This is a genomic window from Curtobacterium sp. UCD-KPL2560 (assembly GCF_001705035.1).
GTDB lineage: Bacteria > Actinomycetota > Actinomycetes > Actinomycetales > Microbacteriaceae > Curtobacterium.
The window spans coordinates 1-16,395 of sequence record NZ_MCIG01000043.1 but is presented as its reverse complement, the minus strand read 5'-3'; the positions used below and the strand labels follow the sequence as shown (position 1 = coordinate 16,395).

At 73.4% G+C, this 16,395-nt stretch carries 14 protein-coding genes; 8 read left to right on the top strand and 6 right to left on the bottom strand.

Annotated elements, in window-relative coordinates:
- The first annotated feature begins 30 nt into the window (after positions 1 to 30).
- Positions 31 to 1,098 carry a site-specific tyrosine recombinase XerD gene (locus BEP24_RS10750; RefSeq protein ID WP_083230287.1) on the top strand — a complete coding sequence of 356 codons (1,068 nt, stop codon included), beginning with the start codon at positions 31 to 33 and terminating at the stop codon, positions 1,096 to 1,098.
- Positions 1,099 to 1,173: 75 nt separating this feature from the next.
- On the opposite strand, the gene BEP24_RS10745 is transcribed toward BEP24_RS10750, so the two are convergent.
- The gene (locus BEP24_RS10745) at positions 1,174 to 1,617 is read right to left on the bottom strand and encodes a DUF2510 domain-containing protein (protein WP_065963198.1); all 444 of its coding nucleotides are present in this window, start codon (positions 1,615 to 1,617) and stop codon (positions 1,174 to 1,176) included.
- Positions 1,618 to 1,830: 213 nt separating this feature from the next.
- Between BEP24_RS10745 and BEP24_RS10740 the strand changes: the two genes are divergently transcribed.
- On the top strand, positions 1,831 to 2,256 hold the full coding sequence (locus tag BEP24_RS10740) for an ASCH domain-containing protein (RefSeq protein WP_065963214.1): 426 nt from the start codon (positions 1,831 to 1,833) through the stop codon (positions 2,254 to 2,256).
- Positions 2,257 to 2,308: 52 nt separating this feature from the next.
- Here BEP24_RS10740 and BEP24_RS10735 read toward each other — a convergent pair whose 3' ends face one another.
- Entirely contained in the window at positions 2,309 to 3,340 is a 1,032-nt protein-coding gene (locus BEP24_RS10735; RefSeq protein ID WP_253181663.1) for an LLM class flavin-dependent oxidoreductase, read from the bottom strand.
- A 102-nt stretch (positions 3,341 to 3,442) separates the two neighbouring features.
- Between BEP24_RS10735 and BEP24_RS10730 the strand changes: the two genes are divergently transcribed.
- Positions 3,443 to 3,775, top strand: coding sequence for a TraR/DksA family transcriptional regulator (locus tag BEP24_RS10730; RefSeq protein WP_065963195.1), 333 nt, complete (start codon positions 3,443 to 3,445; stop codon positions 3,773 to 3,775).
- Between the two features lie 234 nt (positions 3,776 to 4,009).
- The gene (locus BEP24_RS10725) at positions 4,010 to 4,483 is read left to right on the top strand and encodes a TIGR02611 family protein (protein WP_065963193.1); all 474 of its coding nucleotides are present in this window, start codon (positions 4,010 to 4,012) and stop codon (positions 4,481 to 4,483) included.
- Positions 4,484 to 4,495: 12 nt separating this feature from the next.
- On the opposite strand, the gene BEP24_RS10720 is transcribed toward BEP24_RS10725, so the two are convergent.
- Positions 4,496 to 5,743 (bottom strand): MFS transporter, encoded by a 1,248-nt coding sequence (locus BEP24_RS10720; RefSeq protein WP_065963189.1) that lies wholly within the window; start codon positions 5,741 to 5,743, stop codon positions 4,496 to 4,498.
- Positions 5,744 to 5,848: 105 nt separating this feature from the next.
- On the opposite strand from BEP24_RS10720, the gene BEP24_RS10715 reads away from it, so the two are divergent.
- A complete protein-coding gene (locus BEP24_RS10715; protein WP_065963187.1) occupies positions 5,849 to 6,223 on the top strand; it encodes a helix-turn-helix domain-containing protein in 375 nt (124 codons plus the stop codon).
- An 89-nt stretch (positions 6,224 to 6,312) separates the two neighbouring features.
- Positions 6,313 to 7,884: a class I SAM-dependent methyltransferase gene (locus BEP24_RS10710; RefSeq protein ID WP_065963211.1), complete on the top strand. Its 1,572-nt coding sequence runs from the start codon at positions 6,313 to 6,315 to the stop codon at positions 7,882 to 7,884.
- A 171-nt stretch (positions 7,885 to 8,055) separates the two neighbouring features.
- Here BEP24_RS10710 and BEP24_RS10705 read toward each other — a convergent pair whose 3' ends face one another.
- Both BEP24_RS10705 and BEP24_RS10700 read right to left on the bottom strand, forming a co-directional pair.
- Complete coding sequence (locus BEP24_RS10705; protein WP_065963186.1) at positions 8,056 to 8,922, bottom strand: NAD(P)-dependent oxidoreductase; 867 nt, start codon at positions 8,920 to 8,922, stop codon at positions 8,056 to 8,058.
- Between the two features lie 121 nt (positions 8,923 to 9,043).
- Positions 9,044 to 9,643 carry a TetR/AcrR family transcriptional regulator gene (locus BEP24_RS10700; protein ID WP_065963185.1) on the bottom strand — a complete coding sequence of 200 codons (600 nt, stop codon included), beginning with the start codon at positions 9,641 to 9,643 and terminating at the stop codon, positions 9,044 to 9,046.
- Between the two features lie 139 nt (positions 9,644 to 9,782).
- Here BEP24_RS10700 and BEP24_RS10695 point away from each other — a divergent pair, with 139 nt between their 5' ends.
- Positions 9,783 to 12,260 carry a glycoside hydrolase family 3 C-terminal domain-containing protein gene (locus BEP24_RS10695; RefSeq protein WP_065963182.1) on the top strand — a complete coding sequence of 826 codons (2,478 nt, stop codon included), beginning with the start codon at positions 9,783 to 9,785 and terminating at the stop codon, positions 12,258 to 12,260.
- Positions 12,261 to 12,721: 461 nt separating this feature from the next.
- Here BEP24_RS10695 and BEP24_RS10690 read toward each other — a convergent pair whose 3' ends face one another.
- Entirely contained in the window at positions 12,722 to 13,729 is a 1,008-nt protein-coding gene (locus BEP24_RS10690; protein ID WP_065963179.1) for an LLM class flavin-dependent oxidoreductase, read from the bottom strand.
- Positions 13,730 to 13,952: 223 nt separating this feature from the next.
- Here BEP24_RS10690 and BEP24_RS10685 point away from each other — a divergent pair.
- A partial coding sequence (locus tag BEP24_RS10685; protein ID WP_065963177.1) for an RNA helicase occupies positions 13,953 to 16,395 on the top strand: 2,443 nt, incomplete at its 3' end.

The window sequence follows — 16,395 nt, the reverse complement described above, 5'->3', positions numbered from 1 at the left end:
CTCCGTCCCGCGCTCGTCTAGGTTGGTCGGGTGAAGCCCCTGGACCGTGCCGTGGAGACCTACCTCCGGCACGTCGCGATCGAGCGGGGCCTGTCGCAGCACACGGTGTCGGCGTACCGGCGTGACCTCGCCGTGTTCGCGGACTGGTTGCAGGGGGCGCCGACGGTCGACTCCGCCGGCGCCGACCGTGCCGGTGGGGCTGCGGCGTCGGCGGACGTCGCCCGGCTCACCCGTGCCGACGTCGCCGGGTTCGTCGGGCACCTGACCACCCGACCGGAGGGCCCGCTCGCGCCGCGGTCCGTCGCCCGGATGCTCAGCTCGGTGCGGTCGTTCACGGCCTTCGCGGCTGCCGAGGGGTGGATGCCGCTGGACCCGTCGACGGCGGTCCGACCGCCGAAGGCCGCGGCACGGCTCCCGAAGGCGATCACGGTGGACGAGGTGGAGCGGCTCCTCGAGGCCGCCGGCTCGACCGACGACGACGACCCGGTGCGCCTGCGGGACCGGGCGCTGCTCGAGCTGCTGTACGCGACGGGTGCCCGGATCTCGGAGGCGGTCGGGCTGTCGGTGGACGACCTGGCGACGCTCGGCGACGTCGAGGGCGGCGACGGTGGCGGCGGTGTCCTCGGCGCGGACGTCGTGGACGACGACGAGCCGCGCGCCACCGACCGCTCCGGCGTCGCGGACGTCGCCGTGGTGAAGGTCACCGGCAAGGGCAACAAGCAGCGCATCGTCCCGCTCGGCAGCTACGCCCGGGCCGCGGTCGACGCGTACCTGGTGCGGGCGCGGCCGGTGTTCGCCGCACGGGGCTCCGGGACGCCGGCGCTGTTCCTCGGCGCACGGGGAGCCCGGCTGTCCCGGCAGAGCGCCTGGCTCGTGATCCAGGCCGCGGCCCAGCGGGCGGACCTGGCCGCACACGTGTCGCCGCACACCTTCCGGCACTCGTTCGCCACGCACCTGCTCGAGGGCGGTGCCGACGTCCGGGTGGTGCAGGAGCTCCTCGGGCACGCGAGCGTCGCGACCACGCAGATCTACACGCTCGTGACGGCGGACGCGCTCCGGGACGTGTACCAGACGGCACACCCGCGGGCGCGGCGGTAGCAAGCGTCCGGCCCGGCCCGCTCCGGCCCGGCACGCTCCGTCCCGCCCGTCGGGACCGGACGACGCCGGGCCGGCTCAGAACAGGTGGTACTGCGCGGACGCCGCCACGGCGCCCGTCCCGACAGCGATGACCACGGCGCTCGCCGCGAGGCTCCGCGCCAGCACGCGCAGGCCGCCGTCGCTCGCGTCCCGCCCGATCCCGAGCACGCCGGCGACCAGCGCGAGGAGGCTCACCAGACCGAGCGGGTTCCACGCGACCGACAGGAGCGCGAGCACGACCGCGGCGGTCGCGGCGATGCCGGCACCCGGCGAGGTGGCACCCGACGCCCAGGACCCCGTGTGCAGCGGCCCGTCCTGCACCGAGAACGACGGTCCGACGGGTGCGGCGACGGTCGGGACCGCCGGCCCCGGACGAGCCGGGGTCATCCGCGTCGCGGCGCCCCAGGCGTGACCGTCCCACCAGCGCAGACGGCTGGCGTCGCGCGGGTCCGGGAACCAGCCTGCGGCCGGCAGTGTCACGGGTGCTCCTCGAGGGTGCGGTGGACGGTGCTGCCCTCGACGCTACGCGCACGGGAGGACCGCTCACAGTCCCAACGCGGGTGTCGGCAGGAAGGGGGACCAGTCCAGTGCGTCGGCCGGGTCCTGCGCGTCGCCTTCGGCCTGCGCTACGGTCGGCTGGTGGTCACCGCCTCCGACGCCCTGCCCGACTTCTGGGCCGCCCGCCGTGCCGAGATGCCCGCGCTGCCCGAGGCGGTCCCGGAGGCGTGGGCCTTCGGCGCGACCCCGGAGCAGGCCGACGGACTGCTCGACCTGGTCCTGCGCGGCATCAAGGACGGGACGGCGTCGTCGATGTGGGACTACGAGGCGACCGGCGAGCCGCTGCCCGAGGTCGGCGAGCTCAGCGTGGTCCTCGATGGCCGTGGCGAACCGCGGGCCGTGATCGAGACGACCGACCTCCGGGTCGTGCCGTTCGACCAGGTCGACGCCGAGCACGCCCGCGCCGAGGGGGAGGGCGACCGCACGCTCGAGCACTGGCGCGCGGTGCACGAGCGCTACTGGCGTGAGCACTCCGAGAACGACCGCGGGTTCGAACCGGACATGCCGGTGCTGTGCGAGCGCTTCCGGCTGCTCTGGCCGATGCCGACCGACCGGACCTAGCGACCGTCGGACGCGGTGTGTGGGCGCTCCTCACACACCGCGTCCGGACCGGTCAGACGTGCACGACGGCCGCGTCGACCTCGTCCATCACGGCCTTCGTCGCCGCGAGCAGTCGGGCGTTGAAGTCGACGCCGAGCTGGTTCGGCACGGTGACGAGCACGGTGTCGGCGGCGCGGACGGCCTCGTCGGCGGCGAGCTCCGCCACGAGCTGCTCGGGCTCGCCGATGTAGGAGCGGCCGAACCGGGCGAGCCCACCGTCGAGGTGTCCGACCTGGTCCTGCCCCTCGACCTGCGCGCGGACGCCGAAGGAGTGCCGCGACTCGTCGTCGGTGATCGGGATGATGCTCCGCGAGACGGAGACCCGGGGCTCTCGGCCCCAGCCCATGTCCGCCCAGGTGCTGCGGAAGCGGGCGATCTGCTCGGCCTGGAGCTGGTCGAACGGCACGCCGGTGTCCTCGGTGAGCAGGGTCGAGGACATGAGGTTCATGCCCTGCTCGGCGGTCCACTCCGCGGTGGCACGGGTGCCGGCACCCCACCAGATCCGGTCGGGCAGGTCGTCGGACAGCGGCGAGACGGGCAGCGAGCCGACGGAGCCGGTCATCTGCGGGTTCGCGTTCGCCATCGGCTCGCCGGCGATCGCGCGGCGGAAGACGTCGGTGTGCGCACGGGCCATGTCGCCGCCGTTCGGGTCGTCCGGGTCGGGGACGTAGCCGAACTGCTGGTACCCGGCGAGGGCGGTCTCGGGTGACCCCCGGCTCACACCGAGCTGCAGTCGGCCGCCCGAGATGAGGTCGGTGGCCGCGGCCTCCTCGGCCATGTACAGCGGGTTCTCGTAGCGCATGTCGATCACGCCGGTGCCGATCTCGATGCGGCTGGTCCGGGCGGCGACCGCGGCGAGGAGCGGGAAGGGCGCGGCCTGCTGCGGTGCGAAGTGGTGCACGCGGAAGTACGCCCCGTCGACGCCCGCCTCCTCCGCGGCGACGGCGAGGTCGATCGCCTGCACGAGGGCCTCGCGGCCGCTGCGCACGCGGGAGCCCGGCACGTCGCGCCAGTGTCCGAAGGACAGGAACCCGATCTTGGTCATGCCGATGCGAACGCATGCGACGGTGTGCACATTCCGCCCGCCCGGCAGTCCGCTCGATCCGCTCGACGGTCTTCGCGGTCGGCGGGCGGTTACCGTGGCGGCATGGACGATCCCCGCGCAGCCCTCACCGCCGAGCGGCAGCGGAACGAGCGCCTGCTGGCCGACGTCGAGCGGAGCATGCAGGACGTCAGCGACGCCCGGCTCGACGCGAACAGTGACGACGAGCACGACCCCGAGGGTGCGACCCTCGCGTGGGAGCGCGGCTCGCTCGGCGCGGTGCGGGACGCCGCCCGCGAGCGGGTCCGCCTCGTGGACGCCGCGCTCGCGCGGCTCGACGCCGACACGTGGGGGCGGTGCGCCGTCGGCGGTGAGCCGATCCCGGAGGCCCGGCTGGCGGCGGTCCCGTGGGCGGCGACCTGCGTCGCGCACGCCTGACGCGCCCCTTCTGCACCCGCCTGCGGCGGTGACCGACGTCGGGGACTGGTGGTGCGCCTCCCGGCCGGGTGGGAGCCGCCACGGGACGGACGGGAGGCGCGTGGCCCGTCCGCCTGCCCGCTCGCCGGTGCGACACGGGACGGACGGGAGGCGCGTGGTGCGCCCGCCGGTCCGCTCACCCCGCGTGGACCGGTTGCGCCGCCGTTTCCCAGCCGCGCGTCCTACGGTGCCGCCATGGACGGCGACACCCACGAGCGACCCGATGCGGTCGTGCGTGCCGAGGCCCAGCAGACCGACGACCGACCCCACCGCTTCCGGTGGTTCCGCGACCTCCGGACGTGGATCCACGCGCGGCCCGGGCTGCACCTGTTCTACAAGGTGCTCGTCGGGATCGTCGGCGGTCTCGTCGTCGTGATCGGCCTGATCCTCGTCCCGCTGCCCGGGCCCGGGTGGCTCGTGGTGTTCATCGGTCTGACGATCCTGGCGAGCGAGTTCCACTTCTTCCACCGGATCATCACGTGGCTCCGCGCACTGCTGCACCGCTTCTGGGACTGGGCGAAGCGGCACGGGCCGCAGTGGCTCCGGAACGCCGCCGACCGGGGCAAGGCGGACGTCGACGCCGCGCACGCCGACGCGCACCGGAGCACCGGGGTGCGGGCGGGGCAACGGCCGAACCCGCGGGCGAACCAGGCGCGCCCCGGGCACTGACCTCGGCTCGCGCTACTCGGCGGTCCGGACGGAGCCCGTCGCCGTGCGCTCGACGGCCTCGGCGGCGCGCTCCTCGACCGCTGCAGAACCGCGCGACGTTCCCTGCAGCACGAGGGCGATCGTCGCCGCGAGGACGATGAACGCGCCGTACCCGGCGAGCACGGGCACGAAGCCGAACGTCGGTTCGAGGAGACCCGCGACGACGGCCGGCACACCGAACGCCAGGTAGCTGACGACGTAGACCGACGACAGCAGTCCGGCGCGGTGCGTGGGGGCGGCGGTCGCGAGCAGCATCCGCAGCGGTGCCTGGAACCCCGCACCGAAGCCGACCCCCGCGATCGCGCTCCCGACCACGAGTCCGGGCAGCGAGTGCGCGAACACGAACGACACGGTGACCACCGGACCGACGATGAGCGCGACGAGACCGAGGAACAGGCTCCGACGCGTGTCGAGGCGCTGGATGGCGAGCCCGGTCAGCCCGCCGACCCCGGTGACGACCGCGATGAGGGCCCCGGCCGCGAAGTGGTCGTGGATGCCGAACACCGCGCCGAGCGCCGACGGCACGAGCGACAGGAACAGCCCGCCCAGCGCCCAGCTCGCGACGAGGGCACCGGCGACGCCGCGGAACAGTGCTCGCGACGCCCGGGGCACGGACACGGTCGGGCGGAGGGAGCGGAGCGCGCCCGGGCGGCGGGTGACCCGCTCGGGCACGACGGCCAGGGCGGCGACGAGCAGCAGCAGGAGCGCACCGAAGAGCACGTAGACGAGCTGCTCCGGCGCCGGGCCCCACTCGACCAGGGCGCCGCTCGACACGGCTCCGGTCGCCAGGGCGAAGGGCGGGACCGCACCGTTCAGGACACCGGCGAGCGACGGGAAGCGCTCGAGCGAGTTGTCGATGAGTGCCGCGCCGAGGGCGCCGATGAGGAGTCCGACCGCGACGCCCTGCACGATCCGGTCGACCACGAGTGCCGCGAAGCCGTCGGCGCCGGTGAACAGCACGAGCGACACGACGAGCAGCAGCCCGCCGGCGACGAGCACGGGCTTGCGACCGACGTGGTCCGACAGTCGACCGGCGACGAGCATGGTGACCAGGAGTCCGGCGACGTAGATCGCGAACACGCCCGTGAGCATGAGCGGGGTGAGGTCCCACTCGGCGGCGTAGACGGGGTAGATCGGCGACGGGACCGAGGACGAGGCCATCGCCACGAAGAGCATGGCGGCGAGGATCCAGAACCCCGCGACTCCGCGTGCTGACTGCATGGGGCACCTTCCTGCCGGGTCGACTGCTGTACGAGCACATTCGTACAGCAGTCCGACTGTACGACGCAACTCGTACTGATCGAGCGGCGGTGCTACCGTCGTGGCATGCCCGCCGCGCCCGTGGACTCCGTCGCCCCAGAACGCCTGCCGCAGCCGACCGCGGCCGAGATGGAGCTGCCCGTCGTGCTCGACGCGCTGAGCGACCCGATCCGGCTCGCGATCCTGCACCGCTACCTGGTGGACGCGGCCGGCGGGGTGCGCAGCTGCGGGTGGGTCGGCGTCGACCGACCGAAGTCCACGCTGACGCACCACTTCCGCGTGCTGCGCGAAGCCGGGCTGCTCGAGCAGCACCAGGAGGGCCTGGTGCGGTCGAGCCGCGTGCGGGTCGAGGACGTGCAGCAGCGCTTCCCCGGCCTGCTCGACCTCGTCGTCGACTGGACGGTGCCCGCCGCCCTGATGCGGGCGGAGGTCCCGGCGTGACCGCGGCCGCGGGCGATGCGTTGCCCGGCACGCACCCCGTCGCGACCCCTGCTGCTCTCCGCGCCGCCGCCCACACCGGCCCGCGGCACGTGCTCCCGACCGTCCGCACCCACCCCGCCGTGGTCACCGCGCTCGCCGCGGACCTCGACGCCGCCGGCTTCACGGTCGACCGGGTCGACGCACTGTGGGGGAGCGAGGCGGCCGCGTCGCTGCACCGCGGCTCGCGGGTCGCCGCGCTCCGGGCCCTCGCCGCACGGGAGCCGTCGGCCCTGGCGACCCTCGCGACGCTGTTCGTGCTCGGCCTGCCCGTCCCGCGGTCCGACGCCGAGCGGGCCTTCCCGACCGCCGGCCTCGACGGCGTGCTCGCCGCCGGGCTGCTGCGGCGCGACGACGACTCCGACGACGCGGGCGTCCCGGACGCCGGGCACGAGCGGGTGCGTCCGACCGTGGACCTGCGGCCCTACGCGTTCGTCGACGACCTCGGTGCCGGCAGCTGGTGGATCGTCTCCGACCTCGGGGAGCTCGCGCTCGGCACGGCCCTCGGCGAGGAGCACGTGCTCGGCATCGGCGGTGCCTCGACGACGCTGTCCGGTCTGCAGGTGCCCGTGCCCGTGCGGCGGGTGCTCGACCTCGGTACCGGGTGCGGGATCCAGGCGCTGCACGCCCGACGGTTCGCCGACGAGGTCGTGGCCACCGACATCTCGCAGCGGGCCCTCGACATCGCCCGGTTCAACGCGGCGCTCAACGGCGTCGACGGCATCGACCTGCGGCTCGGTTCCCTGTTCGAGCCGGTCGCCGGGGAACGCTTCGACCGCATCGTGTCGAACCCGCCGTTCGTGATCACCCCGCGCCGCGACGGTGTCCCGGCCTACGAGTACCGCGACGGCGGCATGGTCGGCGACGCCCTGGTCGAGACGGTGCTGCGCGGCCTGGCGGACCACCTGGAACCCGGTGGGACCGCGCAGCTGCTCGGCAACTGGGAGTACCGCTGGGGCGACGACGGGCTCGAGCGGGTGCGGTCGTGGTTCGCGGACACCGACCTCGACGTGTGGGTCGTGGAACGCGAGCGCGAGGACCCGCCCGCCTACGCCGAGACCTGGATCCGGGACGGTGGCACCAAGCCCGGCACGCCCGAGTCCGACGCCCTGGTCGACGCCTGGCTCGACGACTTCGCGACGCGGCGGGTCACCGGGGTCGGCTTCGGCTACGTCGTGGTGCGGCGACCGACGGGAGGCCCGGCCCGGCTCCGTCGGTTCGAGCGCGTCCCCGAGGCGCTCGGCTCCAACCCCGCGGGGCTCGGTGCGACGGTGGCACGCGTCCTCGACGCGGCTGCGTGGCTCGGCGTGCACGACGACGCAGCGCTGGCGTCGGCGCACCTGCGGGTCGCCGGCGACGTCACCGAGGAGCGGCACTACTGGCCCGGCAACGACGACCCGACCGTCATCACCCTGGTGCAGGGCGGCGGGTTCGGTCGGCGCGTGGACGCGGACACGGCGCTCGCCGCGTTCGTCGGGGCCTGCGACGGCGAACTGTCGGTCGCGGCGATCGTCGCCGCCATCGCGCAGATCACCGGGGTCGACGGCGACGCACTGTCGGCCGACCTGCTGCCGCGGGTGCGGGACCTGGTGCTGGACGGCCTGCTGCTCGCGCCGACGTCCTGAGGCGACCCGCGCCTCCCGTCCGGCCTGGACCGCGTGCCTGCCTGCCGGTTCCCGTCCGCTGGACGCAACCGCCTGCGGGGCGCACCCGCCTGCGGGACGCGACCGCCTGCGGGGCGCACCCGCCTGCGGGACTCGACCGCCTGCGTCGCGTCCCGCAGGCGGGGGACGGTGTCAGTGCGTGCGGTGGTCGCGCCAGCTGTGCTCGGGTGCGTAGCCGAGGAGCTCGCGAGCCTTCTCGATCGAGAGCAGCGAGCTGACGCCGTCGATGTCGGCGCGACGCTCGATGTCCGGCACGAAGCGCTCGACGAGCTCGATCGTCGGGGTGTCCATGACGGTGTCCGGGCTCGCGATGACGAAGGCCTCGAAGCCGGTGAGGTCGGCCTCGAGCGACTTCCGCACGGCCTGGGCGCCGTCGCGCGAGTCGATGTACGACCACAGGTTGAAGGTCTTCGCCTCGGGGGAGGCGTCCCACGGGAAGGCCGGGTAGTCGGTCTCGTCCATGACGTTCGAGAACCGCAGACCGATCATCTTCAGCTCCGGGTCCCAGCGCGTGAAGTGGCGGGCCATCTCCTCCTCGACGGCCTTGCCGAGCGAGTACGAGGACTGCGGGCGCACCGCGAACTCCTCGTCGACGGGCAGGTACGGCGGGTGGTGCTCGCCCATCGGGATGCCGAGCAGGGTCTCGCTCGACGCCCACACGACGTTCTTGATTCGGGCGACACGGGCCGCGTGGAAGACGTTGATCGACGCCGTGACGTTGTTCGTGATCAACGCCACGTCGGGCACCTGGCCCGGGGCGGGCACGGCCGCGAGGTGCACCACGGCGTCGACGGCGTCGTAGCGGTCGTCGATGCCGGTCAGCGCACCGAGCACCTGGCCGTAGTCGCTCAGGTCGACGCGGACGAACGGCACCCGCTCGGGCTTGTCGGGGGAGGGGACCCGGTCGAGCAGGACCACGTCGTACCCGTGCTCGTCGAGGTCGCGGACGACCGCCCGTCCGAGCTTGCCGCTGCCTCCGGTCACCACAACACGCGTCATCGCGTCACTCCACATCGTCGTCGGTCGGCCGTGGTCGGCCGCGTCCCATCCTGCCGTCCGGCGGGCGGACGGGACCAGGCACTGGCGGTACCTGTCCGGCGGGCGCGAGGTGGGGCGGTGGTCAGACGGCGGGCGTGACGGCCTGGGCGACCGCGAGCCGGGCGACGAGCTCGACGTGCTCGGCCATGTCCCGCGTCGGGTCGTAGAGCCACTGGATCTGCATGCCGTCGGAGATCGCCAGGAGCACGCTCGCGAGCTGCTCGGGGTCGACATCGGCACGGAGTCGGCCGTCCTGCTGCATCGCGCGGAAGTCGGCGGCGAAGTCCCCGCGGCTGCGTTCGTAGCGCTCGCGGAAGTACTCGTGCGCGGGGTGCTCCGGGTCGGTGGCCGCCGCGGCGGACAGGTTCACGAACATCTGCACGAGGCCGGGGACCTCGGTGTTGTGCCGGACGATCGCCGCCAGGAACGAGCCGGGGTCGGACGCGGCGGCACCCCAGTCCTGTGCGAGGTCGACCTCGTCGCGGCGGCGGAGCACCTCGACCCAGAGCTCGTCCTTCGAGTCGAAGTAGTGCAGCAGCCCGGCCTGCGTGAGCCCCACGGCGTCGGCGATGTCCTTGATGCTCGTGCGCCGGAACCCCTGCTGGGCGACGAGGTCGAGCGCGACCGTGAGGATCTCCTCGCGCTTCGCGATGCCCTTCGCGTACGAACCCCGTCGTGCCATGGCGCGAGCGTACCGTCCGCTCCCACCCGCAGAAACCGACTTCGGATAGGTTTTCGGTGCTACGCTGGCCCGAGCCGCCGACGATGGCGCGCGGAGGTCCTGCCCCGGCGCCCGTCGAACACCGAAGGGACCGACCATCGTGACCACCGTGGACGAAACGACCCGCGCCTCCCGTCCGTCGCCGCTGACCGAGCGCATCGACGCGCTCCTCGGACAGCTGACGACCGAGGAGAAGGTCCAGCTGCTGACCGGACGCGACTTCTGGACCACCTGGCCGATCGAGAAGATCGGTCTGCGGCGCATCCTCATGTCGGACGGTCCGTCCGGCGTCCGCGGCGAGGTCTGGGACGAGCGCGACCCCTCGCTCAACCTGCCCTCGGCCACCGCGCTGTCGGCGTCCTGGGACCGTGCGATCGCGAAGCGCTACGGTGCCGCGGCCGCCGTGGAGGCCCGGCGCAAGGGTGTCGACGTCGTCCTCGGCCCGACCATCAACCTGCACCGCTCCCCGCTCGGCGGCCGGCACTTCGAGGCGTTCAGTGAGGACCCGCTGCTGACCGGCGACCTCGCCGCGAGCTACGTCGCCGGCGTGCAGGAGAACGGCGTCGCCGCGACCCCGAAGCACTACATCGCGAACGACTACGAGACCGACCGCTTCACCGCGTCGACCGAGGTGTCCGACCGGGCGCTCCGGGAGCTGTACCTGCTCGCGTTCGAGAAGGCCGTGACCGAGGCGCACGCCTGGGCCGTGATGTCGTCGTACAACGCGGTCAACGGCGTGACCGCGTCGGAGAACGACCTGCTCGAGACGCCGCTCAACGCGGAGTGGGGCTTCGACGGGATCGTCGTGTCCGACTGGACGGGCGTGCGCTCCGTCGAGTCGGCGAAGGCCTCGCAGGACGTCGCGATGCCCGGACCGAACCCGTGGTGGAGCGAGGGCCCGCTGCTCGCCGCCGTGCAGTCCGGCGAGGTGCCCGAGGCGGCGATCGACCGCAAGGTCCGCCGCATCCTCGTGCTCGCCGCCCGTGTCGGTGCCCTCGAGGGCTTCGAGCCGGTCGCCGAGCGTCCGGTGCACGTCGAGGACGGGATCGCCTTCGTGCGCCGTGCCGAGGCCGAGGGCACCGTGCTCGTCCGGAACACCGGCGTGCTGCCGCTCGACCCCGCCGCGGTCTCCCGCATCGCGATCGTCGGGCACAACGCCGACCAGGCGCGCACGCAGGGCGGCGGCTCGGCGACGGTCGTGCCGGAGCGTGTCGTGTCACCGATCGACGGCGTCCGGGCGGCGTTCCCGGGTGCGACGGTCGAGTACGCCATCGGTGCGGTCGTGCAGGAGGGGATCGCCGAGTTCCCGCTGTCGACCATCACGAACCCCGGCACCGGCGAGCCCGGCGCCCGCGTCGCGTTCGTGCGGGACGGCGAGGAGCTGTACGTCGAGGACCGCCGCGCCACCGCGCTGTTCTGGTTCGGCGGCGACGCCCCGACGCGGGAGGCCGACCGGCTCGACATCACCACCACGTACACCCCCGAGACGACGGGCACGGTCCGGATCGGCATCGGCGCCGCCGGCCGCTCGCGCCTCTGGATCGACGGCGAGCTCCTGCTCGACGAGACCGTGCCGTACGAGGGCGACCAGCTCGGTGCCGCCTTCCTCAACCCGCCGGCGCGCTCGGTGCCCGTGCAGGGCGAGGCCGGCCGACCGGTCGCGATCCGGATCGAGCACGACATCGTGCAGGACGAGGCGCTCGGCGGGGTGCTCGCGTACCAGTTCGGCACCGAGCCGAGCGACGCCGACCCCGCGGCCCTCGTCGAGGCGGCCGTCGCGACCGCGACCGGCGCGGACGTCGCGATCGTCGTGGTCGGCACGAACAGCAAGGTGGAGTCCGAGGGCTACGACCGCTCGTCGCTCGCGCTCCCCGGACACCAGGACGACCTGGTCCGTGCGGTCGCCGCCGCGAACCCGAACACCGTCGTGGTGGTCAACTCCGGGTCACCGGTCGAGATGCCCTGGCGGGACGACGTCGCCGCGGTGCTCCTCACCTGGTTCGGCGGCCAGGAGTACGGCAACGCCCTGGCCGACGTGCTCACGGGCGCGGCCGAACCCGGCGGTCGCCTGCCCACCACGTGGCCGGCGACGCTCGAGGACGTCCCGGTCGCGAACGTCACCCCGGTCGACGGGAAGGTCTCGTACGACGAGGGCGTGCACGTCGGGTACCGGGCCTGGCTCCGCGCCGGGACCGAGCCCGCGTACCCGTTCGGCCACGGCCTCGGCTACACGACCTGGGCGATCGACGGCATCAGCGCGACGCCGACCGTCCGCGAGGGCGATGCGGTGATCGTCACCGCGACCGTCGCGAACACCGGCGACCGCGCGGGCAAGCACGTCGTGCAGGTCTACGCCTCGCGCGAGGAGTCGGCCGTCGACCGCCCCGTCCGCTGGCTCGTCGGCTTCGCGCCGGTGCGGCTCGACGCCGGTGCGTCGACCGAGGTCTCGATCGAGGTGCCGGCACGGGCGTTCGCGCACTGGGACGGTGCCTGGCGGTACGAGCCCGGCACGTTCTCGCTGCACGTCGCCGAGTCGGTGACCGCGATCGTCGGGACGACGACCCTCGAACTGGAGTAGCCGCTTCCCGCGCGCACGACGACCCCGAGCAGTACCATCGACCAGTGCTCGACGGCTGGTTACCGTCAGCACACGCACCACCACGGGGTCGTCGTGTGCGCGACGCGGTCTCCTGATCCGACCGTCGAAGCCCCCTCGACCCTGGTGCGTCCGGATGCGCCCCTGCCTCGACGCGGGGGCGCATTCCTCTTCCGGGCACGTACATGCAGCCGCATGCTCTGCCGGGACCGTCCGCGCTGCTGCGCCTCGGATCGCTGGGACCGACTGGACGCAACACGCCCGGGCGTCGAAACAGGCGTGAACATCAGTCATCTTGTCCGAGCAGCGATGATGACAAACCACTCAGGCGGTGCGAGAGTGGAGCGACCATCCGGTGTGGATCAGGAACCGGATGGACATCCGGCCGGGTACCGGGACCACCGTGCGTGGGCCCGGCCGGATGCCTGGTCCACCGCGAGCCGTCACCGCAGCTGCGGGACGACCTCCTCGGCCACGATCCGCAGGATCCGCTCGTGCGACGCCGCGTCGCCGTTCGCCGGCAGGGTGACGACGAGCTCGTCGGTCGCCGTCACGGCCGGGTCGGCGGCCAGGGCGTCCACGATCTCGGAGACGCCTCCCGCGACGACCTTGCTGAAGCGGAACGGCGGGCCGGAGAGCGGTCGGCCCTCGTCGTCCATGCCGCTGGCGTACCCGGTGAGGAACTCCTCGTGCACGGCACGGTCGTGGTCGTCGAGGAGCGGCACGACGATGCGCCCGACCGCGACCTTCGGCGTGCGGCCCGGGTGTCGTTCGGCGAAGCGGGCCCGGTACGCCTCGACCTGGGCCGCCTGCGCGACGGAGAACGGTTCGCCGGTGTCCTCGGTGTTCAGCGTGGAGCAGTGCAGCAGCAGGCCCTTGTCGGCGGTGCGCTCCGCGGTGCCGAGGCTCCCGCCGCCCCACCAGACGCGCTCGAGCAGCCCTGGGCTCTGCGGCTGCAGGGTCAGTTCGGTGTCGGCCGGGATGCTCTCGTAGCCCTTGCCGGAGGTGCCGAGCGGTTCACCGCGCAGGACCTCGAGCAGGCGGGCGGCGCGTGCCTCGGCCTCGTCGCGGAAGCTGCGCTCCGAGGCGCCGAACACCGGGTCGAGGATCGGGCCGTAGCCCGGGATGCCGGTGCTGATGCCGAGCTGCACGCGGCCGCCGCTCAGGAGGTCGACGGTGCTCGCGTCCTCGGCGAGCCGGACCGGGTCCTCGTAGCGCATGCCGAGCACGGCGGTGCCGAAGCCGATCGAGCTGGTGCGCTGGGCCGCGGCGGCGAAGAAGGTCATGGGGCTGGTGAGGAACGGCTCGAAGTGCCGACCGCGCACCCAGCCGGTGCCGTAGCCGAGGGACTCGGCCGTCTCGAAGAGCCGCAGGCCGTCCTCGAGCGCGGCGGCGGCACCCGCAGGGCCGCCGTGGTTCGGGACGAAGGACAGGAAGCCGAGTTCGCGCACGGGTCGAGTCTATGCGCGCGCATCCAAACGTGGCCAGGGTCGGACGGGAGGCGCGTGGCGGGCCCGCACCGCGCCTTCCGTCCGCCCCGTGCCGGCCGGGAGGCGCGGGTCGCCGCCGTCACGTTCCTCCCGGCCGCCGCGTGCGTGACGGGAGACTCGTGGCGGGCCGGCACCGTGCCTCCCGTCCGTCGGGCGGTCACCGCCCACCTGGGAGGATGGGTGCATGACCGACGTCACCACCGTCCCGCCCCTCGTCGCCGCCCTGCCGGCGGCGGTCGACGGCGTCGTCGACCCCGACGCGGTCTACGAGGCGTTCGCCGACTGGGCGGCGTCCGGCGGCCGACCCCTGTACCCCGCGCAGGACGAGGCCGTCATCGAGCTCGTCTCCGGTGCGAACGTGGTCCTCAGCACGCCCACCGGGACCGGCAAGTCCCTGGTGGCGGCGGGTGCGCACTTCGCGGCGCTCGCCGAGGGCAAGCGGAGCTACTACACCGCGCCGATCAAGGCGCTCGTCTCCGAGAAGTTCTTCCAGCTCGTCGACCTGTTCGGCGCGCAGAACGTCGGCATGGTCACGGGCGACTCGAGCGTCAACGCCGACGCCCCGATCGTGTGCTGCACCGCGGAGATCCTGGCGAACCTCGCGCTGCGGCAGGGGCCCGACGCCGAGGTCGACGTCGTCGTGATGGACGAGTTCCACTTCTACGGCGACCCGGACCGCGGGTGGGCGTGGCAGGTGCCGCTGCTCGTGCTCGAGCGCGCGCAGTTCCTGCTCATGTCCGCGACCCTCGGCGACGTGACGACCATCGCCGACGACCTGTCCCGGCGCACCGGTCGGCCGACGGCCCGGGTCACCGGCGTCTCGCGGCCGGTCCCGCTGTCCTACGAGTACGTGATGACGCCCGTGCAGGAGACCGTCGAACGGCTGCTCGAGGAGGGCAAGGCGCCGGTCTACATCGTCCACTTCGCCCAGGCCGCCGCGCTCGAACGGGCGCAGGCGCTCATGTCGGCGCGCGTCGCCTCCCGCGAACGCCGTGACGAGATCGCCGCAGCGATCGCCGGATTCCGGTTCAGCGCCGGCTTCGGGCAGGTGCTGTCGCGGCTCATCCGCGCCGGGATCGGGGTGCACCACGCCGGGATGCTGCCGAAGTACCGGCGGCTCGTCGAGCAGCTCGCCCAGCGCGGCCTGCTGCCCGTCATCTGCGGCACCGACACGCTCGGCGTCGGCATCAACGTGCCGATCCGCGCGGTGCTGTTCACCGGGCTGACGAAGTTCGACGGCACCAAGATGCGGCAGCTGTCCGCCCGCGAGTTCCACCAGATCGCCGGCCGTGCCGGTCGCGCCGGGTACGACACCGAGGGTGACGTCGTCGCCGAGGCGCCCGAGCACGACATCGAGAACGCACGGGCCGTCGCGAAGGCCGGGGACGACCCGAAGAAGAAGAACAAGATCAAGCGCAAGAAGGCGCCCGAGGGGTTCGTCTCCTGGGGACAGCCGTCGTTCGAGCGGCTCATCGGTGCCGAACCGGAGCCGATGGTGTCGCGGATGCGGATCACGCACGCGATGGTGCTCTCCGTCGTCGCACGCGGGGGATCCGTGTTCGAGGACGTGCGGTCCCTGGTGTTCGACAACCACGAGCCGCGCTCCCGGCAGCTCGCGATGGCCCGGCGGGCGCTCACGATCGGCCGCACGTTGATCAACGCCCGCGTGATCGAGAAGGTCGACGGCGAGTACCGCCTGACGGTCGACCTCGCGCCGAACTTCGCGCTCAACCAGCCGCTGTCGCCGTTCGCGCTCGCCGCGTTCGAGCTGCTCGACCCCGAGTCGCCGACCTACGCGCTCGACATGGTCTCGATCGTCGAGGCCACGCTGGACGACCCCCGGGCGATCCTCGCGCAGCAGCAGTTCAAGGAACGCGGCGAGGCCGTCGCCCGCATGAAGCAGGAGGGCATCGAGTACGACGAGCGGATGGAGCTGCTCGAGGAGGTCACCTGGCCGAAGCCGCTCGACGAGCTGCTCACCGCGGCGTACGAGTCGTACGCGGCCGAGCAGCCCTGGGTGCTCGACTTCGCGCTCTCGCCCAAGGCCGTCGTCCGCGACATGTACGAGCGGGCCATGACCTTCGGCGACTTCGTGCAGTTCTACCAGCTCACCCGCTCCGAGGGCCTCGTGCTCCGGTACCTGTCCGACGCCTACCGCACGATGCGCCAGACCATCACCGAGGAGCAGCGGACCCAGGAGCTCGACGACCTGATCGAGTGGCTCGGCGAGGTCGTGCGGCAGACGGACTCGTCCCTGGTCGACGAGTGGGAGGCGCTGCTCAACGGTGACCTCCTGCTGGCCGCCGAGGAGTCCGGGGTCGCTCCCCACGCCGAGATCGCGCCGCCGCAGCCCGCGCGTCTGACCGGCAACGTCCGGGCGTTCCGGGTGCTCGTGCGCAACGCCCTGTTCCAGCGGGTGCTGCTCGCAGCGGCCGACGACCCCGCCGGACTCGGCGACCTCGACGCGACGAGCGGCTTCGACCGTTCCGCGTGGGACGCCGTGCTCGAGGAGTACTACGAGGAGCACGACGCGATCGGCACCGACGCCGACGCGCGGTCCATGCAGTACCTGGTGCTCGACGAGGCGCCGGGGACGGGGCGCGCCGGTGGTGCGGGCGGGGGTGCCG